This window comes from Streptococcus sp. 210928-DFI.4.42, from assembly GCF_020554365.1.
Taxonomy (GTDB): domain Bacteria; phylum Bacillota; class Bacilli; order Lactobacillales; family Streptococcaceae; genus Streptococcus; species Streptococcus parasanguinis_S.
On sequence record NZ_JAJCHF010000008.1, the window covers coordinates 54,263 to 78,088 of the forward strand.

A 23,826-nucleotide genomic window follows, 5' to 3' on the forward strand; every position below is an offset into this window, starting at 1 on the left:
TGTAAAAAAGTGTTGACAAAGAATTCAGTCTGCGTTATAATAATTTATGTAAACAAAAAGAGGTTGAAAAACCTACTGGTTTACAAGATCAATAGTGGAAAGGAGATGGTGATATGCTATTTCCAGAATTAAGACAACTAATTGATAAAAGGAAAAATAGAAACTGTTAGCCTGTAGGGCTATTATTATATAAATGAATTTAAATTATGTAAACAATCAAACAGCAGCCAATTGGTCTGCTAATTTTCAAGAATGAATTAAAATTATGTAAATTAGAGGTATACAATATGAACAACAACTTTAACAATATGGATGATCTTTTCAATCAACTAATGGGAAACATGGGTGGTTTTCGTTCTGAAAGCCGTCGCTACATGATCAACGGTCGTGAAGTGACACCAGAAGAATTCGCTATTTACCGCCAAACTGGTCAACTTCCAAATGAAGGAAGCGAGCAAGTGCAACACCATCAAGGTAAAGGAATGAAACAAGATGGGATCCTTGCAAAACTTGGTCGCAACTTGACCGAAGAAGCTCGTGAAGGAAAATTGGATCCGGTCATCGGACGTAATAAAGAAATTCAAGAAACTGCTGAAATCTTGTCTCGTCGTACCAAGAACAACCCTGTCCTTGTAGGGGATGCCGGTGTTGGTAAAACAGCAGTTGTAGAAGGTTTGGCACAAGCTATTGTGAACGGGGATGTTCCAGCTGCTATCAAGAATAAAGAAATCATCTCGATTGATATTTCTGGTCTAGAAGCTGGTACGCAATACCGTGGTAGCTTTGAAGAAAATATTCAAAATCTGATCCAAGAAGTCAAAGCTATGGGAAATGTTATTCTCTTCTTTGATGAAATCCATCAAATCCTTGGTGCAGGTAGCACAGGTGATGGTCAAGGCTCTAAAGGTCTTGCGGATATCATCAAACCTGCTCTTTCACGTGGGGAATTGACAGTCATTGGTGCAACGACTCAAGATGAATACCGTAACACTATCTTGAAGAATGCAGCTCTTGCTCGTCGTTTCAACGAAGTGAAAGTCAATGCTCCATCAGCTGAAGATACTTTCAAGATTCTCCAAGGGATCCGTGATCTTTATGAAAAACACCACAATGTCATCTTGCCAGATGAAGTTTTGAAAGCAGCAGTTGATTATTCTATCCAATACATTCCACAACGTAGCTTGCCTGATAAGGCCATTGACTTGGTCGATGTAACAGCTGCTCACTTGGCGGCTCAACATCCAGTAACAGATGTCCATGCTGTGGAACATGAAATTGAAGAAGAAAAAACCAAACAAGAAGAAGCTGCGGCTAAAGAAGATTACGAAGCAGCTTTGAAAGCAAAAGTTCGTATCGAAGAGCTTGAAAAGAAAATTGAAAACCATACAGAAGACCATAAGGTAACTGCAACAATCAACGATGTGGCTGAATCAGTAGAACGGATGACGGGTATCCCAGTGTCTCAAATGGGTGCAACTGATATCGAACGTTTGAAAGATATGGGTCACCGTTTGCAAACCAAGGTTATCGGTCAAGACAAGGCTGTTGAAGCAGTGGCACGTGCTATCCGTCGGAACCGTGCAGGATTTGACGAAGGGAACCGTCCAATTGGGAGCTTCCTCTTTGTAGGTCCGACTGGTGTCGGTAAGACTGAGTTGGCTAAACAATTGGCTCTTGATATGTTCGGAACCAAAGATGCCATCATCCGTTTGGACATGTCAGAATACAGCGACCGTACAGCTGTTTCTAAATTGATTGGTACAACAGCTGGTTATGTTGGTTATGATGACAACAGCAATACTTTGACAGAACGTGTTCGCCGTAACCCATACTCAATCGTTCTTCTTGACGAAATTGAAAAGGCGGATCCTCAAGTGATCACCCTTCTCCTCCAAGTTTTGGACGATGGTCGTTTGACAGATGGTCAAGGGAATACGGTCAACTTCAAGAACACTGTAATTATCGCTACTTCAAACGCTGGATTTGGTTACGAAGCTAACTTGACAGAAGATGCGGATAAACCAGAACTCATGGATCGTTTGAAACCTTACTTCCGTCCAGAATTCTTGAACCGTTTCAACGCTGTCATTGAATTCTCACACTTGAGCAAGGAAGACCTTTCTAAGATTGTTGATTTGATGTTGGTAGATGTCAATAAGACCCTTTCTAAGAAAGAAATCGACTTGGCAGTGAGCGATGCAGCTAAAGAATACATGACTGAAGAAGGTTATGATGAAGTGATGGGTGTTCGTCCACTCCGTCGGGTAGTTGAACAACAAATCCGTGACAAAGTCACAGACTTCCACTTGGATAACTTGGATGCCAAACATCTCGAAGCAGACATGGAAGATGGTGTGCTTGTGATCAGAGAAAAAGACACAAAGAAGGAAGAAAACGCTGATAAACAAGCAGATTAAGGCGAATTAGTTTGTGAAAAATAGAGACTGCTATCATATAGCAGTCTTTATTTTTTCTTCCCACCTGGGGGAAATTATTCGCCGTATAAGGCCAAAATCCTCCTATTTGGGGCAAAAAAACATCAATAATTAGTGAAATTAATCCAATTTGAGCAAAATTATTAATAAATAAAGAAAATAAGTATATAATCTATACAAGAATAAAATTTGAGGAATGGAAGTAAGATGAGCAATACAATTGATATCTACTCAACTCCCGAATACAGAAAAGTGGAAGCCGTTGTTCAACTGATGGTTGACGGTCGCTTGACGAGCTATCGTGTCGCAACTGAAACAAACATCAGCAAAATGAGCCTAGCGACTTTGACGAAGGGAACGAGTAAAATCAAAAATATTACCTATCAAACGGCTTTGGCCTTGATTGATTGGTATGATGAGAATCATGAAAAGTATGGCATTACGATTGACTAGTCAGTAGCCCACTTTTCGTGGTTTTTTTCTTTTTCATCAAAACGTGCCTCTTCTCTGAGACTGGAGTCTGATTTTACTTGAAGAGGATGGGAAAACTTGAAAAGACGGGCGAAATTTGATATAGTATAGCATATATGAAAATTAAAGGAGAAACATATGCAAGGCGGAAGTTTGCTAATTATGCTCGTTCTTATGGTCGGTTTGATGTACTTCATGAGCCGTAGCCAAAAGAAACAGTATCAAAAACGGATGGAAAGTTTGAATAAACTTCAAAAAGGAAATGAAGTCATCACGATTGGTGGCTTGTACGGAACCATCGATGAAGTCGATACAGATCGCAAGACCGTTGTCTTGGATGTTGATGGTGTCTACCTGACCTTTGAATTGGGAGCGATCAAAACAGTTCTTCCTGTATCAGAAGGAATCTCAGCTACTGCTACAGAAGGCGCTAGCTCAGATGCCGATTCAGCCATCGAAGAATAATCATCAAAGAAGAGGCAAAGGCCTCTTTTTTGGTGGGCAAATAGGACGATGTGATGAAGGAAAGCCTTGCTGGTTCAAAAAAGAGGCCAGAGTCCCTATTTTATGGGGATTTATGGTATAATGAAGCGATAAATATTGAAATAGGTAGAAAAACATGTTTCGTTTTAAGAAAAAAGAAAAAATCGAGATACCTTTAGAAGTCCCGAAACACATTGGGATCATTATGGATGGCAATGGTCGCTGGGCGAAAAAACGGATGCAACCGCGCGTCTTCGGTCATAAGGCGGGGATGGAAGCTCTCCAAGAAGTGACGATTGCAGCAAAAAATATGGGGGTTCAGGTCCTGACTGTCTATGCCTTTTCGACCGAAAACTGGACACGCCCTGAAGATGAAGTCAAGTTTATCATGCACTTGCCAGTTGAGTTTTATGATCGCTTTGTCCCTGAATTGCATCGCAATAATGTCAAGATTCAAATGATCGGTGACACTAAGAAATTACCCAAAGAAACATTAGAAGCTTTGGAAAGAGCAGAAGCGATGACCCACCTCAATACTGGCTTGATCCTGAATTTCGCACTCAATTATGGTGGACGTACAGAGATTACTCAGGCTGTGAAGCAGATCGCCCAAGAAGTCTTGGATGCGAAGTTTAGCCCAGAAGATATCACAGAAGAGATGATCGCAGATTCTCTCTATACCGAGAGTTTGCCACGTGTCCTAAGGGATCCGGATTTGATTATCCGTACCAGCGGAGAGATCCGTTTGAGCAATTTCCTTCCTTGGCAGGCTGCTTATAGTGAGTTGTATTTCACAGATGTGATGTGGCCAGATTTTGGAGAGGAAGCACTACGAAGTGCCATAGTAGAATATAGCCATCGCCATCGGAGATTTGGTGGTGTTTAGGAGAAGATGATGACGAAAGATTTACAAAAACGTGTGATTTTTGGAGGAATTGCCCTGCTCTTTTTCATTCCAACAGTAATGGTTGGAGGAGTGTTCTTCCAGATTGTGATTGGCTTGATCGCCATGCTAGGGGTTCATGAATTGCTCAAGATGAAGGGGCTTGAGACAGCGACTTTTGAAGGAGCGCTAGCCATGTTAGCGGCCTTCGTCCTGACTTTGCCGATCGAGGACTACCTCCCTTACCTTCCAGCAGATGGCAATATGATTGCCTATGGTCTGGTTGTCTTGATTCTCATGGGGACAACTGTTCTTGCTCAGAATTATAATTATGAAGATGTGGTCTATCCCATTGCCTCTAGCTTTTATGTTGGACTTGGTTTCCATTCTTTAGTGGATGCGCGAATCGCTGGTATTGATAAGGTCTTATTGGCCCTCTTTATTGTCTGGGCTACTGATTCAGGTGCTTATCTGGTAGGAAGTCGGTTTGGGAAACGCAAGCTCATGCCTGCGGTTTCTCCTAATAAAACGATTGAAGGCAGTCTTGGGGGAATCTTGTCTGCAGTTGCGGTAACTGTGATCTATATGATCGTGGATCGTTCTGTGGCGGGTGGACATGGTTTTCTTGCGATGATCTTCTTTACCATCCTCTTTAGTATTGCAGGTCAGTTTGGAGATCTGGTAGAGAGTGCGATTAAACGCCACTTCGGTGTGAAAGATTCTGGGAAATTTATTCCAGGACATGGTGGTGTTCTAGACCGCTTTGATAGTTTGATTTTTGTCTTTCCCTTGATGCATTTCTTGGGCTTGTTCTAAGACAGAAGAGATAGAAAGGAAACCACGTATAGAACGATGCAGTTTATTGCCTTTATTGTTATTTTTGGAGTGATCGTTCTCGTTCACGAGTTTGGTCATTTCTATTTTGCAAAAAAATCGGGCATCCTGGTGCGAGAATTCTCGATCGGGATGGGTCCAAAGATCTTTGCCCATATTGGTCAAGATGGAACAGCTTATACCATTCGCATTCTACCTTTAGGTGGCTATGTGCGTATGGCTGGCTGGGGTGAGGACACAACTGAGATTAAAACCGGAACGCCTGTCAGCTTGACGCTCAATGAGGCTGGTAAGGTCGTCCGGATCAATCTTTCAGGAAAGAATCTGGATCAGACAGCCCTTCCTATGAATGTCACCCAGTTTGACTTTGAAGACAAACTGGAAATTACGGGCTTGGTTCTCGATGAGACCAAGACCTATAGTGTTGATCATGATGCGACCATCGTTGAGGAAGATGGGACGGAAGTGCGGATTGCACCGAGAGATGTTCAGTATCAGAATGCCAGCATTTGGGGACGGTTGATCACCAACTTTGCGGGTCCTATGAACAACTTTATCCTCAGTATTGTCGTCTATTCACTCTTAGCCTTTATGCGCGGTGGTGCGATTGACTACTACAGCAACAATGTTCAGGTGGCACCTGATGGGGCGTTGGCTAAGGTCGGTGTCAAAAGCAATGTTCAGATCCTTCAAGTCAACAACGACACCGTTAGCAACTGGGATGAGCTGACAGACGCTGTTGAGAAAGCAACCAAGGACAGCAAGACGGCTCCTGAATTGACCCTGAAGGTCAAGACAGACGGCCAAGAAAAAGAAGTCAAAGTGAAGCCAACTAAGTCAGGGAATCGTTACTATTTGGGTGTGACAAATGGCCTCAAGACAGGATTTGTGGATAAACTCTTGTCTGGTTTTACAGATACCTGGAATACAGCGACACGGATTTTGGGAGCTTTGAAAGATATCATTTTCCACTTTAGTCTCAATAAACTGGGTGGACCGGTTGCTATCTACAATGCCAGCTCACAAGCTGCTCAATTAGGGATTCCAGCAGTCTTGTCTCTTATGGCCATGCTCTCTATTAATATTGGGATCTTCAATCTAATCCCGATTCCAGCTTTGGATGGAGGAAAAATCTTGATCAATTTGATCGAGGTCGTCCGGAGAAAGCCATTGAAACAAGAAGTAGAAACCTATATGACACTTGCAGGTGTAGCTGTAATGGTTATTTTGATGATTGCTGTCACCTGGAATGATATTATGAAATTATTTTTGAAATAGAAAAGGATATTGTCCATGAAACAAAGTAAAATGTTGATTCCAACGCTTCGCGAAATGCCAAGCGATGCTCAAGTCATTAGCCATGCTTTGATGTTGCGTGCAGGTTATGTTCGCCAAGTATCAGCTGGTGTCTATTCGTATTTGCCACTAGCTAATCGAGTGATTGAAAAAGCAAAAGGCATCATGCGCCAAGAATTTGAAAAAATTGGAGCAGTAGAAATGCTTGCTCCAGCCCTTTTGAGTGCGGATCTCTGGCGTGAATCTGGTCGTTACGAAACTTACGGGGAAGACCTCTATAAGTTGAAAAACCGTGAAGGCTCTGACTTTATCTTGGGTCCAACCCATGAAGAAACCTTTACAGCTATTGTGCGCGACTCAGTGAAATCTTACAAACAATTGCCATTGAATCTCTACCAAATCCAACCAAAATACCGCGATGAAAAACGTCCACGGAATGGTCTTCTTCGGACCCGTGAGTTCATCATGAAAGATGGTTACAGTTTCCATGCTAACTATGATAGCTTGGACGTAACTTATGATGAGTATAAGGCAGCTTATGAGCGGATCTTCACCCGCAGTGGCATCGACTACAAAGCCATCATCGGTGATGGTGGTGCCATGGGCGGAAAAGATAGCCAAGAGTTTATGGCTGTTACACCTGCTCGTACAGACTTGGACCGTTGGGTTGTTTTAGACAAATCGGTGGCTTCCTTTGATGAGATCCCAGCAGAAGTCCAAGAAGAAATCAAAGCAGAATTGTTCAAATGGATGGTTTCTGGTGAAGATACCATTGCCTATTCAAGTGAATCGACCTATGCTGCCAACTTGGAAATGGCTACCAATGAATACAAGCCAAGTAACCGTGTCGTAGCAGAAGAAGAAGTGAAACGCGTGGAAACGCCAGGTGTCAAATCCATTGATGAAGTGGCGGCCTTCTTGAATGTTCCAGAAGAAGCGACTATCAAGACTTTGGTTTACATTGCAGATGAAGAGCCAGTTGTTGCCCTTCTCGTAGGTAATGATCAGCTCAATGAAGTGAAGTTGAAAAATCACCTCGGAGCAGATTTCTTTGAACCTGCAACCGAAGTGGAAGTGAAAGAATTATTGGGAGCTGATTTTGGATCTCTCGGTCCAGTTGATCTTCCTGAAAATGTTAAGATTATCGCAGACCGCAAGGTCCAAGATAGTCGCAATGCAGTCGTAGGTGCCAATGAAACAGGCTACCACTTGACTGGTGTCAACCCAGGCCGTGACTTTACCGCAGAATACGTCGATATCCGTGAAGTTCGGGAAGGCGAGATCTCACCAGATGGGAAAGGGGTCTTGAACTTTGCGCGCGGGATCGAAATCGGTCACATTTTCAAACTCGGCACACGCTACTCCGCTAGCATGGGAGCAGATGTCTTGGACGAAAACGGTCGTGCAGTTCCAATCATCATGGGCTGCTACGGAATCGGTGTCAGCCGTCTTCTTTCAGCTGTTATGGAGCAACATGCACGCCTCTTTGTCAATAAGACTCCAAAAGGGGAATACCGTTACGCTTGGGGGATTAACTTCCCTAAAGAATTGGCGCCATTTGATGTGCATTTGATTCCAGTCAATGTCAAGGATGAAGCAAGCCTTGCTTTGACCGATCGGATCGAAGAAGCTTTGGTGAATAAAGGCTACGAAGTCTTGGTGGATGACCGAAATGAACGCGCTGGTGTCAAATTCAGCGATAGTGATTTGATTGGACTTCCAATCCGCGTAACAGTTGGTAAGAAAGCAGCTGAAGGCATCGTTGAAGTGAAAATCAAAGCGACAGGAGATACCATTGAAGTTCATGCGGACAATCTCCTTGAAACTCTTTCAATCTTGAACAAATAAGAAAAAGCTTTCTGAGCTCTCACCAGTGTGGTGATGAAACTCAGGAAGCTCTTTTTATTTTTCTTCTTTGAGGCCTTGATCTTTGAAATAGGTAAAGAGATCTTGAGGTTTGCCATTGAGGTATTTCTTGAACTCGGCTCTTTCTTCCTCCCCTTGATCCCCGTAGATGGAAGCAAACTCATCTTTCTTGATTTTTGAGAAGTCAGCTTGTAAGACCTTGGCATAGGATTGTTTATCTTTCGAAATTTGAATGCGGAAGCTAAGACCAGGCTTGCCATTTAAGCTTTTATAGATATCGCTATGTTCTAATTCTTCTTGGTAGATTTCCTTTAACTCGGAAAGATCCATGTCTTGCAAATCTGAGGAAATGGGTTCAAAACTAAGAAAAGTAAAAGAGACAATTTCATCTTTTTTGTAGCCGATTTGAATTTTGTTTTGGTGGTGATCGCCGAGGTCACTAACAAAGGTCTTGTTTTGGACTTGCTCCTTTTTGGTTTGAGTGGCCTCTTGCTTGGAAGAAGCGTTAGTAGTCCCTTTGCCTTGTTGGCCTTGGCTACAAGCGGTAAGAGCTAGTAGACAGACAGAGACAAGTAGAAATTTTTTCATATATACTCCTTATAGGTTAATGGTGTTCGATCTTGTATGAAACAAGTTTTGAACAGGTTTCATTATACCATAAAAGTTTTAAAAATGAAAAAATATACAAAAGTCATCGAAATTTGCTTTTAAAAACACCTAAAATCAACAACTTTTATCTATGTGTTGAGTTAATATAAAAGGACAGAGTGTCTTCTTTTCTTTCCATAAATAATACTAGTTGGAGACTACTGGGGCAAGGAATTCGGGAAATATATTACAGTTTTATGACAAAATGTTACACAATTGTAACAAAGTTACAATGTTTTATCAGTTAGTCCTCTAAACTTGACATTCTGGCAATATTTCATTAAGATATTTTTAAGTAAATAATACAAACAGGGAGAAAAAGGTAAAATATACAGTTATCTGGCATTTTACTAATTCGTACTAAAATGTATTGTTTATGAAAAAAATATAAGGGTATCAGCCCAAAAGGAGAAACATATGGCTCAAATTAAATTAACTCCAGAAGACCTACGTGCTTCAGCACAACGTTATGCACAAGGTTCTCAAGAAATCGATCAAATCCTTACTACTTTGACTCATGAACAACAAGTCATCGACGCAAACTGGGATGGATCTGCATTTGATAGCTTTGAAGCACAATTCAACGAATTGTCTCCAAAAATCAAACAATTCGCTCAATTGTTGGAAGACATCAACGGTCAATTGATCAAAGTTGCTGATATCGTTGAACAAACTGACCAAGATATCGCTGCACAAATCCACTAAGATAACTAAGATAGTCTTGGAGGTGATCTTACTTCTTGTAGGTAGATCACCCTTTTGTCTTTTGATATATAGAAAATAGGGGTTAGATTCTTAATTCCTAACCCCTATTTTGTATCTATGAATTAGAAAAAGGAAAAGGTATGGAAGTTAAAAATAAAAAATGGTTAAAATACATCGGTCAGAGTGCGGTTGTGCTCCTTTTGATGGGATCTGTCGTGGGTCTTTATACGACGGTTCAAAAGGACCAAAAGCAAAACGAAGCCAAGACCGTGCAAACAACGGAAAACACTAAGCTCAACATTGCGGTTGTCAATGAAGACAAGGCGGTCAAGCTGAATGATAAAGAATATAACCTTGGGGCTAGCTATGTAAAGAATATCGAACGGGATAATTCGCAAAACTGGTCTGTACTCCCTCGTGGAGCTGCTGAGTCAGGGCTTGCAGATGGCAAGTACCAGTTGATGATCGTTATTCCAAGTGATTTCTCAGAGAAGGTCTTGGAAGTGAACGCGGTTAATGCAGAGAAGACAACGGTGACGTATAAGGTCAATGCGGCTGGAAATTCTCAGGTTGAAAACGAGGCCAATAAAGTCGCTAAAGATATCGTTTCGAACTTGAATAGCCAGTTGGTTGATATGTATATGGTCAGCATTTTGAGCAACCTTTATACAGCTCAGAAGAACGTGGAAACAAGTAACAAAATTCAATCTACCAACATTGGTTCATACCGAAGCAACTTGCTGGATTCGGCTTTAGATTCGAAGAATATCTTTCCAAGTCTCTATAGCTTGTCTACGTCTTCTGTCGAGTCGAACAATGCTTTGAAGACAGTCCTTGAGTCTTATACACAGGCTTTTGATCAATTGACCCAATCTCAGGATCAGTACGGTCAAAACTTCGACACATTGATCAAACAACGCTCTGAGGACAAGATCAGCCATGAAGAGTTCATGAACCAGCTGATGTCTATGAACCAGTCTGTTGTCAGTGAAAAGACCCAAGAGTTGTATAAGAATCTACAACAAAACCAAGAAGCAATTACCAAACAATTGAGTCAACCAACTGAAACAGAAGGAGATGCTTCAGGTACCAAGACTTATGCAGGCTTGACAAAAGATGTGAATGATCGTGTGGCAGACCTCGAAAAAGGGATCAAGGCAGAACGCGACAAATTAGATGAGCACGAAAAGAACATCGAGTCTTCTGTAAAAGCGAAGATCCTTGACTACTATGGTCTAAATGAAGGAGACAAAGTCACTCTTCGTACCTTGCTTGGAAAGCCAAAAATCGAAACTATCAGCAAGGCTCGAGATAAAGCGGATGATGACATTCGTCAAGCGATTGAAAAACTTCCGTCTTTAGACCCTGCTAGTCTTAATCTGAATAAGTATGGGAATCTCAACGCAGCGATTAATTTTGATAGTGCTTTTGCTGGAACGAAGGCGCAAGCAAAAGGGAATGCCGATGAATTAAAACGATTGGCTGCAGAAGTGGATGCCAAATCAACGGCAGTTGCGGATGTCCTCAATGCTAAATCTGGAAAACAGAAGGTTAGCATCCAAGTGCCAGCAGGAGTCAAGGTTGATACTTGGACCTATGATGGACATACTTATGCAGGTAGCGGCGAGCAGGAAGTCGAACTGAAAGATGGCAAACAAATTCAAATTCACCTCGCTGAAGATGGGGGAACTATGCCAAGCACGATTGATGTTGAAGTTCTTGTGAATGGAGTTTCTTCAACCAGTGTGACCGTATCTGCAGAAGATTTGAAAACAGCTGTCGCTAACTATGCATCGAAAGCTAGTGAAATCGCCTTGGATTATCAACGCGCAGGAGCATTGATCGATGCCTACTATCCAGAAGATGAAAAGGGAGATCGTCATTCGCTCTATGATCCAATCGAAGATATGGATTTGACAAACGCTTTGGTCGACATCGTGAAGGCTGCTGTTTCAAGTAACATGAAGGACTACCGTAAGAGTATTGAAACGGATGAATCTGGGGATGCAACGAAGAGTGTGAAAGCCCAGTTAGATGGTACACTCCAACAGTTGCAAGACTTGGGACCACAATTGCAGGCCAATCTTCAAGCGATCGAAAACACCAACAAGGATCTAACCCAAAATATCAACGATCAATTGACGCAATATGCAGAGCTTCAAAAACGTTTAGAAGAGATCTCAAAATCACAAGAAACAGTGACACAGGCTCAAACCAAGACCGATGCAGATTTGTCAGCCCTTGGTTCTGAATACACGTCATTATTGAGCTCGACAGAAGGCGTTAAGAGCTCATCTCGTAGCAATGTAGAAGCTGCTAACTCTACCAATGAAATCTTTAGTCAATTGAACAAAGAATTGGAAAAAGCCCAAGGCAATACAGAGAAATTGTCTAGCAATGCGGAAAGTTTGATGGGTGAATTCGACAAGGAATTGTCTGAAAACGGGAACTTCGTCGAAGCCTTCCGTAAGGTCTTCAACAATGCCTATGAAAACGGAGTGCCGAATGAAGTCTTGCTCGACTTCTTGTCAAATCCAGTTGCAGAGAAATCTTCTTCTGTGAAAGCGACTATCAACGTCTACCGTCCATTTATCTGGATCTTTATGTTGGAAGTCTTGAGTCTCTTTACAGCTTATCTTTTTGCGACTCAACCAATCATTCGCAAGGTTAAGGATCGTTTCAAATTGGATCGTTTGCAAGAATCAGATCTCTTGTCTGTCGGTGTCCTTGTGGGACTTTCTCTCATCCTTGGACTGGTGATCGGAATGATTTCAAGTATTCAACTCTCTGTTGGTCGTGAATATGTACCTTCATGGGTGTTCTTAGCGGTTCTAGCAAGTTTTGTCTTGGTACAACTGCAATACCTCCTCTTGAAACACTTCCGTGTGATTGGAATGGGACTGGCCTTCTTCATGTTGATCAGTTATGTCTACCTATCAAGCGCGATCGGAACGACCGCGACCTTGTCAGGCCTTCCAGCACTGGTGAAAAATGTCAACCTCCTTTCTATTTTAGAAGGACAGTTTGCGGGTTACTTTGATGGACAAACAGCCGGTATCGGCGTCTTCTTCGGATTGTTGGTCTTCTTCGGCCTTTTGGCGGTTGCCAATATCTTCATTCCAAAGAAGTTTACTCAAACAAAGGAAATTGAATCAAGCTTATGAAAAAAATGATGTATCTTCTCTTTGTCTTTAGTCTCTTGCCAGTAGTTGTTGTTTCTGCAGATGATTTTATTGATAATCGTCTGCAGGTCAACAACTCACGTCTTGAGACAGAAGAGGAAAAGACACTCGGGGGCCAATTGGATGCGACTGAGTCTCTTTTCAATGAGAAGGATCAGGAAAAATTAGCAGATGAAAAACGCAAGCAAGAGAAACAATTGACCGATTCAGACGGCCAGTTGTTTTCTGCTATAAAGGGAAAGAAAAAAACAGGGCCTGAAGCGGACCTGTTCCAGCCGGAAAATCAAAAATTATCTAAATTTGAGTCCGATGTGGAGGACAATTCGGCCAGTTTGGCGGATTTTATTCCAGCCTTGCAAATGCTGGCTTGGAGTGCCCTTCTCTTTGGGATTGCTGGCTATATTTCTTATCGAATCTATAGAAAAGAGGCCTAAATGGAGCAACATATCAATGTCACCTTCCGTATGAATGGTGCAAGCCATGATCTCCGAATCCCAACACGGATGGAGGTGCGACGCTTGATTCGGGAATTGGATCAGATCTTTGGGTCTGCCATGGAACCTAGAAGCAAGTATCAGTTGCGCGTGGTAAATAAGGGCATCTTGCTGGATGAAGGCAAGGTGGTACAAGAGTATCCGATCACGAGTGGTGATCTGATCGAGATTGAGGAGTGGTAAGGTGAAAGAAGAACAATTTACACTGGAAGAACAAGTCTTCCGTTTTGAAAAAGAAGAAACGAGCTGGCGGCTGGACCTCAAGCGTTCAGAAGTGGATAGCCAGGATTTACGCAATTTATGGATTTTGGATCTCCATCATCCCTTGTTTTTAGAGCAAAGCATGACAGCGGATCAAGACCAGATTCATCTGACCTATCAGACAGATGCGCTAGGATTGAGTGCTGAAGAAATCCAAGAATTACCGGTTTCAGACCGTCTGCGTCTAGCCATTAATGTCTTAGATTTGGCGCCAGCCTTGGAGCTTCCGGTGACCTTTATGTTGCATCCTATCAATTTGTTTGTGACCAAGGATGCGCAGGTCAAGATCGCTTACCGCGGTGTTCCAGGAATGATGGTGCCACGCAAGTGGGATCAGGATGAATTCTTGCGTCAGGCCAAGTGCTATGCGGTCACTCTTTTTGGGGACTGGGATTTCATGGAGCTCTATCAAGGCACGCTCGAATTAGAAGATCTACCAGATTTCTTGGTGGAAATCCGTGATGCCGCTAGCTTAGAAGAGATGAAAGCTCTCTTAGAGAAAGCCTACCAAGAACGCAAGGAAGAGGAAGAAAAGACCTTGACCTTGGTTTCAAGTCGTCAACACCGAATCTTTAAGTTGGCAACCGTATGGCTTTCAGCTGTAGTGGCCCTCTTACTCTTGCCTTTGATCTATTTGGTCTTTTTCCAAGCACCTTTTAAAGAAAAGTTGCTTCAAGCGGATACAGCCTATCTCAAGGTAGACTATACCGGTGTGATCGATGAGTTGGAGGGAGTAGCTCCAAGCAGTCTTCCAACGACACAGAAATATGAGTTGGCGACGTCTTACTTGCAAGGCTTGAATTTCTCAGAGGATCAAAAGAAGGTCATCCTCAACAACGTCACGCTCAAGTCAGATAGCCTCTATCTCCACTACTGGATCTATATCGGACGTCATGATTTTACCCAAGCGCTGGATACAGCTAAGCGGATCGACGATTCAGACTTGATCATCTACGCCCTTCGGAAGGAAATCAAGGCGACACGTGATAGCGAAAAACTCTCTGGTGAACAGCGCGAGAAGAAACTCTCTGAACTCGAGGGTGAATACAAGAAATACTGGGATGCCCGCTCTAAACTCTTGGAAGCAGAGACAGATGAAACCAAAGCTTCCACTAGCAGCTCAACAACAGCTTCATCTACAGAAGGCTCCTCAACAGAAAGCTCGTCTTCTACAACTGCAAGCTCGACTGAGTCTAGCGACCACAAGGAGTAGTCTATGAAAAAACGTATCATACTCTATAAAAAAGGTTTTCGCTATGAGCTAGCGCTAGAAGAGGGGAAAACAGCGACCGTATCGAATCAAGAAACAGCTCAGTTGACCCTGGCTTCGCAAGAAAATCCCCTTCATTTTCAATGGAGTCAAGGAGAAATCTTCTACCAGTATGGTGAAGACAAGGGTGTGCTTGAAAATAGTACGATCCTTGGGGATGTAGTCTGCTACTTGGCGACAGGAGAAGTCCATACCTATGAACTGCTAGACAAGGAAGAGATCCTCGTAGCAGATGAAAAGGGTGCAGATGTGCGCTTGCACTATCCAGTACGCTTTCTCCTTGTGAAAAAAGAGCAGACATGGACTTGCCAGCTCTTATCCGGAAAACTCTACCATAACCACAAACTCGTCAGTGAAACGACTTTTCCACTAGCCTTTGGGGATGAGCTGGCTATTGGAGATGTGACCTTTAAGCTCTATCCGGAAGAATTTGGCGTGGAAGGGGCTGTCGAAGTAAGTCCTTATCTAGTGCCGCGTTTGCATTCACGCTATGACTTTTACAAGGACTATCCAGAGTACCACCGGTCTCCGCGGATCATCTACCGGAGTTCGGAAGACAAGATCTTGATCAATCCTCCGGGAGCGGAGCCTCAAAAGCCATCAGATGAACTCTTGAAGTTAATCATGCCACCCCTCATCATGGTTGGGGTGACCATCTTGATCACCATTTTCCAACCGCGGGGTCTCTATATCATCGCGACGGTATCCATGTCTGTGGTTAGTGTGATTTTTTCGGTCCAAGGATTCTTTAAGAATCGTAAGAAATACAAAGAAGACAAGAAAGAGCGCGTGGAGCTCTACCATCTCTATCTCAAGGACAAGGCCAAGGACTTGGAACAACTATCTCGTAAGCAGCGAGAAGGCATGTTTTACCATTTCCCAGCGATTGAAGACTTGACCAAGATGGTCAAACGCTATGACTCGCGGATCTACGAAAAAACACCGCTTCATTTTGACTTTTTGGCCTATCGTTTGGGCTTGGGCAAGGTTCCAACCAGCTACGAGCTCAAATATGGTCAGGAAGAGCGCAGTGGGAAGAAAGATGCCTTGGAAGAAGAAGGCTATGCCCTGTTCCAAGCTCATCAAAAGATCGATAATCTTCCGATTGTAGCCAGCCTTAATCGGGGACCTGTAGGGTACGTCGGCCCTCGGCCTATCGTGCTAGAACAGCTGCAACTCCTGGTTGCCCAATTGGCAGTTTTTCACTCTTACCATGATCTGACCATCATTCCGATCATTCCAGAAGAGGAAAAAGAAAGCTGGGATTGGATGCGCTGGTTGCCTCATGCAACTCTGCAAGACATGAATGTCCGTAGCTTCGTCTACAATCAGCGGACACGCGATCAGGTCTTGAACAGTCTTAACCAGATCCTCAAGCTCCGCAAGGCGCAAAAAGAGGAAGAAAAAGCTAATGATACCAAGATCTTCCACCCTCACTATGTGGTCCTCATCACCGATGAAACCTTGATTTTGGACCATGTCATCATGGAGTTCTTCCGTGAGGATCCGACAGAGCTAGGTTGCTCCATCATTTATGTGGCAGATGTGCTCTCATCTCTTTCTGAAAATATCCAAACCGTTATCTCCATCAAGGACCGCAACCAAGGGCAATTGCTCTTGCAAGAAGGGGTTCTTCGTGAGCTTGACTTCCAATTGGATCACTTCCCTGAAGGTTATGACAAGGAAGCCATCTCGCGTGGCCTTGCGCCTCTGAAGCATATCCAACAGCTCAAGAGCTCAATTCCGGACTCGGTGACCTTCCTTGAAATGTACCAAGCGGAGACCTTCAATGACCTCAAGGTCTTGAGTCGTTGGGAGAGCCATGCCCCTTACCAAAGTTTGGCTGTTCCGATCGGTTTGCGCGGGAAGGACGATTTGGTCTACCTCAATCTCCATGAAAAAGCTCATGGGCCACACGGTTTGATCGCAGGGACAACCGGTTCTGGTAAGTCTGAGACTATTCAGTCTTATATCCTGAGCCTTGCCGTCAACTTCCACCCACATGATGTGGCTTTCCTCCTCATCGACTACAAGGGTGGGGGAATGGCCAATCTCTTCAAGGATCTGCCTCACTTGCTTGGGACCATCACCAACTTGGATGGTGCCCAGTCCATGCGGGCCCTAGCCTCTATCAATGCGGAGATCCATCGTCGGGAGCGCCTCTTTGGTCAATATGGGGTCAACCATATCAACCAATACCAAAAGAAATTTAAACTCGGTGAAGCGACCGAACCGCTTCCTCACCTCTTCTTGATCAGTGATGAGTTCGCCGAACTTAAGGTCAACCAGCCAGACTTCATTAAGGAATTGGTCTCTATCGCGCGTGTCGGGCGTTCCCTCGGGGTACACTTGATCCTTGCGACGCAAAAACCTTCTGGGGTCGTGGATGACCAGATCTGGTCCAACTCTCGCTTCAAGCTAGCCCTCAAGGTAGCTGACCGTGGAGACTCGATGGAGATGCTGCGGACGGCAGATGCGGCTGAGATCACTCAGACTGGTCGTGCCTACCTCCAAGTCGGGAACAACGAAGTCTATGAACTCTTCCAAACCGCTTGGTCAGGAGCAGACTATCAGCCTGAGAAGGACCAGCTAGGGATCGAAGACCATACCATCTACTTGATCAATGAACTGGGCCAATACGAAGTCCTCAACCAAGACCTCTCCGGTCTGGATATGGCAGAAGAAATCAAGGAAGTGCCGACAGAGCTGGATGTCATCGTGCAAGAAATCAACCACTTGCACCAACAAGAAGGCATCGCAGCTGTGGCCCAACCATGGTTGCCACCGCTTAAAGAGCGGATCACGCTGGATGAGTTGGACAAGGTCGTGCCGATCGAGGCTTGGCAAAAACGGACAGCTCCAAGCGTCCTGATCGGGGTCGCCGATATCCCGCAAGCGCAAAAGCAAGAAGCTGTCGCCATCGATCTGTCAAAAGATGGCAATATCCTCCTTTACGGAAGTCCAGGTACAGGAAAGACGACTTTCCTACAGACAGCCGCAATGGATCTGGCCCGCAAGCAGAGTCCAGAAAATCTGACCATGTATCTGCTTGATTTCGGAACTAACGGTCTAGCACCCTTGAGCCAATTGCCACATGTGGCCGATAGCCTGCTGCTCGATCAGACGGAGAAAATCCAGAAATTCATCCGGATCATCAACCGCGAGTTGGATCGTCGTAAGAAGCTCCTCTCTGAGCATGGGGTCGGCACCATCGCCCTCTACCGTGAAGTGACCGGTAAGCAAGAGCCAACCATGGTCATCCTCATGGATAGCTATGAGTCTATGAAGGACGAGCCTTATGAGACAGACCTCTTCAAGCTCTTCATGCGGATCTCTCGTGAAGGTCTCAGCATCGGTGTGCACTTGATCATCACAGCTAGCCGTCAGAACAACCTACGGGCTCAGCTCTATTCCAACTTCAAGCACCAGCTGACCTTGCCACAAAATGATATCTCTGAAATCCGCGGTATCGTGGGAGCAACCCCACTTGCGGCTACCATGGAAGACATCAAGGGACGCGCCCTCATGAAGCGTGACGAAGTCGATGTCGTCCAATTCGCTCTACCCGTCGCAGGAGACAATGATATCCAAATCATCAACAACCTCCGCGATCAAGTCCAAAGTCTCAAAGAGATGTGGACTGGCCGCACCCCAGCAGGCATCCCAATGGTGCCAGATGAGTTGACAGAAGCAGCCTTCTACGGACGTGAGGATGTAGCAGCCTTGCTGGATGAAGGAAAAGTGCCACTCGGATTGGATCTGGAAAATGTTCAACCATTAAGTTGGGATTTAATTAAAGGAAATCTTTTATATATTTTTGAACAAGAATGGCAAAAGCTTAATATTATCAACACTATGTTGTTAAGTTTCGAAAAACTCCATTTCGACTCTATTCTTTTGACAACTTCGAAATCTCAAAAACAATCTCGTATCTCAAATGAAATAGATTCGCCTTTGGGAAGGAAAAATGCCATAGAAGAAATGTATGATTTAGTCAGTGAAAATATTGATTTAGATGAAGTGCTTCCTAAACCAATGGTAATAATTTGGGATGGAATTGGAGACTTGATTCAGGAGAATGAGGTATTGTCTGATAAAATACTATATATCATGACAAACGGACCTAAAGTTAAGGTATATAGCTTCATCACAACTCTCCCTATGTTATCTAATAGTCTAAATGTTGTTTCGAAATTTATTAAGCAACTAAAATATGCTGTTGTTGAAATGCGATTGAATGATCAGAAAATCATAAGTGTGTCGAATGTGAAATATTCGGAACCTACTTTGAAAAAATCAGTTGCTTATATGGTCGATGGAAATCATTATCAAACTATGAAATTAGTGAAAGGAGTAGAATAATGTCAAAAAAATACGATGTTTTAATCCAACCTTTTGATTATGATAAAGATAGAATCTATATAACATTCGGTTATAATTTTGGTTTTACTTTACAAGAGTATCAAATAGATAATGAGATTTATCGAGTTAATCCAGCTTCTATTTTATTTTTGGCAAATATCAAGAAACAATTTGCTCAGGAAATATTAGGAAAAAATATTGAGATTTCAGTTAATCCAGGTAATACTACAATTTCGTTTGTTAGCAATTCAAAGAAAATTGAAGAAGATATAAAAAAATTGAATCAGTTTTTGTTGTACAATCCTAATGAAGTGTTCGAAAAGAATAAAAAAGAGTTTGTAGAAGAATATTTAACGAAAGAAAATGATTTTCCTGATATCTTTAACTTATCTATATTAGAATTTCTTGGACAAAATAAACGCTTCTCAAGATATAATCTATTTAATCAAATTCAAAAAATTACATCAGAGGATGTTAGATTTGTCCAAGAAATACTTTTTCAAGGTATGGAATCTAAAGTATTCATTTTAGGAAATGTAGAAGAGAATGTCATACAAATGTTTGAGAAAGAAATCTCTATATCACATAATCCATATCGCCCCGAGTCAATAATTTTTCCCCTGGCCCCTGATGATATAGTTCCTAAGAAAATAGTGGTTAAAGAGAGAGGTAAGAGAGGGTTATTAATCCATTCGAATCCAAATTTTTTTGAAGAAAAGAATGAATTATTATATACATCAGAGGATGTTTTTCTGACTTATCAGATTTTAACAGAACATTATAAAAAATTTCAGCCCATATTAGCTATTGATGGTGCTGATATGGGTATGTATATTCCTGAGATAAATAAAATTGAACGACATATGTTTAATGATGAAATTTTAACTAAATATATCGAGCAAATCAGGCGACAAAATAATTATTTACTGGAGGAAAAACCGAAGGTTTATACAAATTTATTCGTTGTATTATGGTTGTCTGGGGTTAATTATCTTGAATATAACAAATCGATAATAACTAAATCATTAGAAACGATTAGGAATAACTTTTTGATTGTTTTAGATGAGAGTTTATTTTGTACAGTAAATTGTAAGTAAAGGAGAAAATAATGGCAGATCAAATCCTAATTGTTCCAGAAGGTTTTCAGACAGAAATAGATGCACTAACAAAATCAAAAGATAGTGTTTTGGATGAAATATTGAAGATTGAGACAGACGGTCTTGAATTAGAAACTATTACTCAATTGAAAGATATTGTAACTAATTTTAATAATGTGATTAAGTCATACAAAAAATTACTAGCCCAAGATGTTAAGAATCTGGAAGTAATTAGATCCGAATGGATGGCTGTGGATTCTACCATTGCCACTCATGGAGAAGGGCTGACAAGTAGTAAATAAATTTGAGAACAATTAAAAAATTTTGTAGTATTGGAAAGGGAAAATATGAAACTGGATAATTCAAAATTAAGTGCAATTGATACTACCGGAAGTACAGCCTATACGAACCTAGAAACTCAGTTATATAATGTTGAGAAAACTCTAACTGTTCTGACGAATTCCTTGAATTTTAAAGGTACAGGTGCGGAACAGTATAAGTCATTTATGCAGGAAAATTCGGTAAATGCAACCTATGTTTTATTACAGGTTGGGAAAGATGTAAAGGAATACATTGAAAAAATAAAAAAAGGATTTCTTGAATTCGAATCAAATGAGTCTGGTAAGGTATCAAGTTCACGAGTAGATGATGTGAAAAAATCACTTGGAAATATTTCTAAAGCTGTCACTAGTGATATAGATGATCTTGCAAGTAACGAAGAAAAAGCAGCAGAATATATTTCTGTTTCTCCAACTAATACAAGTAAACTGACTGATGGATTTACTACCTTAGATACAAATTTAGAAACAGTTAATAAAGATTTTAAGACAAAAGATGATGAGTTATCTAAAGGTGCGGAAAGTATCTTGACATCCATTAGTAAATTGGATACAATGATCACAAATATTTTAAATAATTATGTCACATCTAGCGGTAAATACAATAATGCAAAATTTAAAGAATTGAAACAAGAAGAATGGTATATAAAAGGGAACGGCTCTATACTTGATAATAAACGAAAACAAGATCCGTATTCATATAATACAGCATATTATTCAGTTTTAGAAGGCCAGATGGCAAAAGGTTGGGGCAAAGATTATTATGGGTATATCGGTGGTAGTTTATTAAAAAATGATGGATCGATTATCGTAGAAAATGGGATGACAAAATTCTATTCTAATGTAAAAGTCTTGTCTAGTAATGTAGAATTAAAACTTGGTCCATTTTTTAAGGGAACGGGTGAAATAAACGCTGCCCAGCTACAAAATGAATTTGGATTTGGTACTGGTGGTCTTTATTTGAAATCTAAAGGTGAGGTTGCAAGTGCGAAAGGACGTGTAAGTACTCTTTTTGATACGGTTTATTTAGAAGGTAAAACTAGTGCAGCTTCATATACTGTTGACTTAGATGCCTATATTACATCTGATAAATCAGAATTTGGCTTTGATATTGATGGATCAGGTCCATCTACTTCAGCTGAAATAGGATTTGAGCTATTTCACTACAAAGCAACTGATGAAAATGGAGAAAAAGTTGGGAAAAACTTACTTGCAATGTCTGTTACTCCTGAAGCTTCTGAAGGAGGCTCACTTACACTAAAAGTCAAAGAAGAAAGAGCATATGATAGTTTCTTAGGTGATGAAAATTGGGATGTCCGTACTATAAATTTAAAGGCTGGAGCCAAAGCATTTTTAGGTATAAATGCGGATGTTACTATTCCTTATATTTGGCCGGATGGATTTTTCAGATGGATTGGAAGAGGTTTTAAATGAGAATAAATAAAATATTATTATTGATGGTTACTTCATTCTTTTTAGTAGCGTGTTCAGGGGAAAATGTATCATCAAATAAAAATGTAGGAAACGAAAATAAAGGAGGACAGACATTGAAATTTATAGTAGCACCACAGTATGAAGGAAAAGAATCTAATTTAATTGAATTAGGTAAAAAATTAACGAAGGAACATCCAGATCTTGGAAATCAAGGAAGCCTATCGATCAACTATACTGGCGCAACTTTCTCATCAAATCAACAAGAATATGCCGTTTTTCTATTGATTAATAAAGCTGGATTTCAAATTGATAAGGATTTTGAATTTTCATTGAGTTGGAAATATGATGGGCAATTCATTTATCAACATCAACGGATTGGCTATAAAATTAGTGACAGTGGAGTATTGCCGGATCAATCTGCTACGATTTTGACCTTGCCAATATCCAGCGAGCAAAAACAAATTGTCGAGACCATGACACAAGAAGAAAAGATGTCATTAGAGATGTCGGATTTAAAAGTAAAGAAGTAGGTTAAAAAATGCCATTATATATTATATTTCTTTTTGCAATAGGGGGCGGGTCGATCTATTTCCTAACTGCTTTCTTCATTTACTCCTACATTTCTAAGCGTTTTGCAAGAAGGAAAAATCTATCAACAGAACGGGTTGATGGCATTGTTGTTGGCTATGCATACGCAAAACAAGTGATTCCACCCATTGTAGAATATATTGTTGATGGAATAGCTTATAAGAGGCAATTGGAATACCGTTGGACCGTAGTGAAATCGGCTCCTTGGATGAGTCGAAAGGCGGTAGCTGATACACCGGATCTTTTGGGTGAAAATTTAGTGATTTCTAGAAACTCAATTGTCTCTTACACAAACGTTTTAAAAGAAGCATTTCCTAAAGGATCCACCATGACCGTCTGGTATAATCCTCAAAATCCAAAAGAGTCTTATGTTGAACGTTTTTGTAATAAAGATAAACTGTATAAAAAGTTAGCTCTTCTCTTTCTCATTCTCTACATCGTTTATATGATCGTTTTTGTGACACTTACTATTTTATCTATAATATACAATTGGAAAGCAAATTAAGGAGGGATCATGTCAAAATCTAGTCAACAAGCTGCAATTCGATCACAGATTAGTGCAGCACAATCAAAAAAAGAAGAATATTTGAAGAAAGCTCGAGAAGTAAAAAAAATCTATGAAGAATTAAGAACTATCAAGGGTGAATTTGTAAAACAGAAAAAATCTTTGGATACTAAGAAAAACGAACATGATGATTCATGGACGGGTAATCTTCATAGTACAAAATTTGTTACTCCAGCAGAAGATCTAATTGAGAATTTTGATTCTAGTATTAAAGCGATGAATGAAAATATAGATAAGTTGCTTAATAAAATAAACGAGTATGAAAATAAAGCGATGGAACAAGATGGATTTATTGGTCAATTAGGTATATTATTGAATAATATTAGTGGATGGTTTGAAAGTTTTGTTAATTAATACGCTATATTTCTGAAGTTTATTACTAGAGTTGAATTTAAAAGGCTTTTTATCAACTGTGGATGATTGATGAAAAGTTACAACTAAGAAAGAAATAACTGATTCTTTCTCAGATTGAAGAAAAAAGCCATTTTGGATAATTTTCTTCAATCTTTTTATATTCTAAGCAATAAAAATTTATCCCTTACCAGAAAGATTTTCCCTTAGAATATAGTGTATTTTAAGGGAAAAATTATCAATTTAAGTAGAAAGACTATGAT

The 23,826-nt window shown here is 41.2% G+C and carries 20 protein-coding genes; 19 read left to right on the forward strand and 1 reads right to left on the reverse strand.

Annotated elements, in window-relative coordinates; translation table 11 throughout:
• The first annotated feature begins 287 nt into the window (after positions 1 to 287).
• From LIZ08_RS04585 to LIZ08_RS04615, 7 genes are all read left to right on the forward strand, one after another.
• Positions 288 to 2,417, forward strand: a complete 2,130-nt coding sequence (locus LIZ08_RS04585) for an AAA family ATPase (RefSeq protein ID WP_021154368.1) — start codon at positions 288 to 290, stop codon at positions 2,415 to 2,417.
• 225 nt (positions 2,418 to 2,642) lie between these two features.
• Positions 2,643 to 2,888, forward strand: a complete 246-nt coding sequence (locus LIZ08_RS04590; RefSeq protein WP_003009969.1) for a hypothetical protein — start codon at positions 2,643 to 2,645, stop codon at positions 2,886 to 2,888.
• A 156-nt stretch (positions 2,889 to 3,044) separates the two neighbouring features.
• A complete protein-coding gene (gene yajC, locus LIZ08_RS04595) occupies positions 3,045 to 3,371 on the forward strand; it encodes a preprotein translocase subunit YajC (RefSeq protein ID WP_003004444.1) in 327 nt (108 codons plus the stop codon).
• Positions 3,372 to 3,525: 154 nt separating this feature from the next.
• Positions 3,526 to 4,275 carry an isoprenyl transferase gene (locus tag LIZ08_RS04600; RefSeq protein ID WP_227038365.1) on the forward strand — a complete coding sequence of 250 codons (750 nt, stop codon included), beginning with the start codon at positions 3,526 to 3,528 and terminating at the stop codon, positions 4,273 to 4,275.
• Positions 4,276 to 4,284: 9 nt separating this feature from the next.
• Positions 4,285 to 5,088, forward strand: coding sequence for a phosphatidate cytidylyltransferase (locus LIZ08_RS04605; protein ID WP_023919527.1), 804 nt, complete (start codon positions 4,285 to 4,287; stop codon positions 5,086 to 5,088).
• A gap of 36 nt (positions 5,089 to 5,124) precedes the next feature.
• Positions 5,125 to 6,384, forward strand: a complete 1,260-nt coding sequence (gene rseP / locus LIZ08_RS04610; protein ID WP_049482393.1) for an RIP metalloprotease RseP — start codon at positions 5,125 to 5,127, stop codon at positions 6,382 to 6,384.
• 15 nt (positions 6,385 to 6,399) lie between these two features.
• The gene (locus LIZ08_RS04615) at positions 6,400 to 8,250 is read left to right on the forward strand and encodes a proline--tRNA ligase (RefSeq protein WP_227038366.1); all 1,851 of its coding nucleotides are present in this window, start codon (positions 6,400 to 6,402) and stop codon (positions 8,248 to 8,250) included.
• Positions 8,251 to 8,304: 54 nt separating this feature from the next.
• Here the strand turns inward: LIZ08_RS04615 and LIZ08_RS04620 are convergent, their stop codons facing one another.
• Entirely contained in the window at positions 8,305 to 8,856 is a 552-nt protein-coding gene (locus tag LIZ08_RS04620; protein ID WP_023919523.1) for a hypothetical protein, read from the reverse strand.
• 477 nt (positions 8,857 to 9,333) lie between these two features.
• On the opposite strand from LIZ08_RS04620, the gene LIZ08_RS04625 reads away from it, so the two are divergent.
• The 12 genes from LIZ08_RS04625 to LIZ08_RS04680 all read left to right on the forward strand — a co-directional run bounded on the left by LIZ08_RS04625 (position 9,334) and on the right by LIZ08_RS04680 (position 23,566).
• Positions 9,334 to 9,621, forward strand: a complete 288-nt coding sequence (locus LIZ08_RS04625; protein ID WP_003016069.1) for a WXG100 family type VII secretion target — start codon at positions 9,334 to 9,336, stop codon at positions 9,619 to 9,621.
• A 140-nt stretch (positions 9,622 to 9,761) separates the two neighbouring features.
• The gene (esaA, locus tag LIZ08_RS04630) at positions 9,762 to 12,785 is read left to right on the forward strand and encodes a type VII secretion protein EsaA (RefSeq protein ID WP_227038367.1); all 3,024 of its coding nucleotides are present in this window, start codon (positions 9,762 to 9,764) and stop codon (positions 12,783 to 12,785) included.
• The gene (gene essA, locus LIZ08_RS04635; RefSeq protein WP_125826715.1) at positions 12,782 to 13,237 is read left to right on the forward strand and encodes a type VII secretion protein EssA; all 456 of its coding nucleotides are present in this window, start codon (positions 12,782 to 12,784) and stop codon (positions 13,235 to 13,237) included. The genes esaA and essA overlap by 4 nt, the downstream gene beginning before the upstream one ends.
• On the forward strand, positions 13,238 to 13,480 hold the full coding sequence (locus LIZ08_RS04640) for an EsaB/YukD family protein (RefSeq protein WP_013904565.1): 243 nt from the start codon (positions 13,238 to 13,240) through the stop codon (positions 13,478 to 13,480). It abuts the gene before it with no gap.
• A 1-nt stretch (position 13,481) separates the two neighbouring features.
• Positions 13,482 to 14,771: a type VII secretion protein EssB gene (essB, locus tag LIZ08_RS04645; RefSeq protein WP_227038368.1), complete on the forward strand. Its 1,290-nt coding sequence runs from the start codon at positions 13,482 to 13,484 to the stop codon at positions 14,769 to 14,771.
• A 3-nt stretch (positions 14,772 to 14,774) separates the two neighbouring features.
• Positions 14,775 to 19,190, forward strand: a complete 4,416-nt coding sequence (essC, locus tag LIZ08_RS04650; protein WP_227038369.1) for a type VII secretion protein EssC — start codon at positions 14,775 to 14,777, stop codon at positions 19,188 to 19,190.
• Positions 19,190 to 20,287, forward strand: coding sequence for a hypothetical protein (locus LIZ08_RS04655; RefSeq protein ID WP_070448957.1), 1,098 nt, complete (start codon positions 19,190 to 19,192; stop codon positions 20,285 to 20,287). Before essC ends, LIZ08_RS04655 begins: the two co-directional genes overlap by 1 nt.
• Before the next feature lie 11 nt (positions 20,288 to 20,298).
• A complete protein-coding gene (locus tag LIZ08_RS04660) occupies positions 20,299 to 20,589 on the forward strand; it encodes a hypothetical protein (protein ID WP_049482413.1) in 291 nt (96 codons plus the stop codon).
• Between the two features lie 45 nt (positions 20,590 to 20,634).
• Positions 20,635 to 22,059 carry a T7SS effector LXG polymorphic toxin gene (locus LIZ08_RS04665; protein WP_049482414.1) on the forward strand — a complete coding sequence of 475 codons (1,425 nt, stop codon included), beginning with the start codon at positions 20,635 to 20,637 and terminating at the stop codon, positions 22,057 to 22,059.
• The gene (locus LIZ08_RS04670; RefSeq protein ID WP_053092568.1) at positions 22,056 to 22,589 is read left to right on the forward strand and encodes a hypothetical protein; all 534 of its coding nucleotides are present in this window, start codon (positions 22,056 to 22,058) and stop codon (positions 22,587 to 22,589) included. Before LIZ08_RS04665 ends, LIZ08_RS04670 begins: the two co-directional genes overlap by 4 nt.
• An 8-nt stretch (positions 22,590 to 22,597) precedes the next feature.
• Positions 22,598 to 23,152 (forward strand): DUF3592 domain-containing protein, encoded by a 555-nt coding sequence (locus tag LIZ08_RS04675; protein ID WP_049482417.1) that lies wholly within the window; start codon positions 22,598 to 22,600, stop codon positions 23,150 to 23,152.
• A gap of 9 nt (positions 23,153 to 23,161) precedes the next feature.
• The gene (locus LIZ08_RS04680; protein WP_049482422.1) at positions 23,162 to 23,566 is read left to right on the forward strand and encodes a DUF5082 family protein; all 405 of its coding nucleotides are present in this window, start codon (positions 23,162 to 23,164) and stop codon (positions 23,564 to 23,566) included.
• Positions 23,567 to 23,826: the final 260 nt, after the last annotated feature.

Excerpts from the sequence above, each read along its gene's own strand:
- LIZ08_RS04585 (WP_021154368.1), top strand. The coding sequence starts at position 288 with ATGAACAACAACTTTAACAATATGGATGATCTTTTCAATCAACTAATG.
- LIZ08_RS04590 (WP_003009969.1), top strand. The coding sequence starts at position 2,643 with ATGAGCAATACAATTGATATCTACTCAACTCCCGAATACAGAAAAGTG.
- yajC (WP_003004444.1), top strand. The coding sequence starts at position 3,045 with ATGCAAGGCGGAAGTTTGCTAATTATGCTCGTTCTTATGGTCGGTTTG.
- LIZ08_RS04600 (WP_227038365.1), top strand. The coding sequence starts at position 3,526 with ATGTTTCGTTTTAAGAAAAAAGAAAAAATCGAGATACCTTTAGAAGTC.
- LIZ08_RS04605 (WP_023919527.1), top strand. The coding sequence starts at position 4,285 with ATGACGAAAGATTTACAAAAACGTGTGATTTTTGGAGGAATTGCCCTG.
- rseP (WP_049482393.1), top strand. The coding sequence starts at position 5,125 with ATGCAGTTTATTGCCTTTATTGTTATTTTTGGAGTGATCGTTCTCGTT.
- LIZ08_RS04615 (WP_227038366.1), top strand. The coding sequence starts at position 6,400 with ATGAAACAAAGTAAAATGTTGATTCCAACGCTTCGCGAAATGCCAAGC.
- LIZ08_RS04620 (WP_023919523.1), bottom strand. The coding sequence starts at position 8,856 with ATGAAAAAATTTCTACTTGTCTCTGTCTGTCTACTAGCTCTTACCGCT.
- LIZ08_RS04625 (WP_003016069.1), top strand. The coding sequence starts at position 9,334 with ATGGCTCAAATTAAATTAACTCCAGAAGACCTACGTGCTTCAGCACAA.
- esaA (WP_227038367.1), top strand. The coding sequence starts at position 9,762 with ATGGAAGTTAAAAATAAAAAATGGTTAAAATACATCGGTCAGAGTGCG.
- essA (WP_125826715.1), top strand. The coding sequence starts at position 12,782 with ATGAAAAAAATGATGTATCTTCTCTTTGTCTTTAGTCTCTTGCCAGTA.
- LIZ08_RS04640 (WP_013904565.1), top strand. The coding sequence starts at position 13,238 with ATGGAGCAACATATCAATGTCACCTTCCGTATGAATGGTGCAAGCCAT.
- essC (WP_227038369.1), top strand. The coding sequence starts at position 14,775 with ATGAAAAAACGTATCATACTCTATAAAAAAGGTTTTCGCTATGAGCTA.
- LIZ08_RS04655 (WP_070448957.1), top strand. The coding sequence starts at position 19,190 with ATGTCAAAAAAATACGATGTTTTAATCCAACCTTTTGATTATGATAAA.
- LIZ08_RS04660 (WP_049482413.1), top strand. The coding sequence starts at position 20,299 with ATGGCAGATCAAATCCTAATTGTTCCAGAAGGTTTTCAGACAGAAATA.
- LIZ08_RS04665 (WP_049482414.1), top strand. The coding sequence starts at position 20,635 with ATGAAACTGGATAATTCAAAATTAAGTGCAATTGATACTACCGGAAGT.
- LIZ08_RS04670 (WP_053092568.1), top strand. The coding sequence starts at position 22,056 with ATGAGAATAAATAAAATATTATTATTGATGGTTACTTCATTCTTTTTA.
- LIZ08_RS04675 (WP_049482417.1), top strand. The coding sequence starts at position 22,598 with ATGCCATTATATATTATATTTCTTTTTGCAATAGGGGGCGGGTCGATC.
- LIZ08_RS04680 (WP_049482422.1), top strand. The coding sequence starts at position 23,162 with ATGTCAAAATCTAGTCAACAAGCTGCAATTCGATCACAGATTAGTGCA.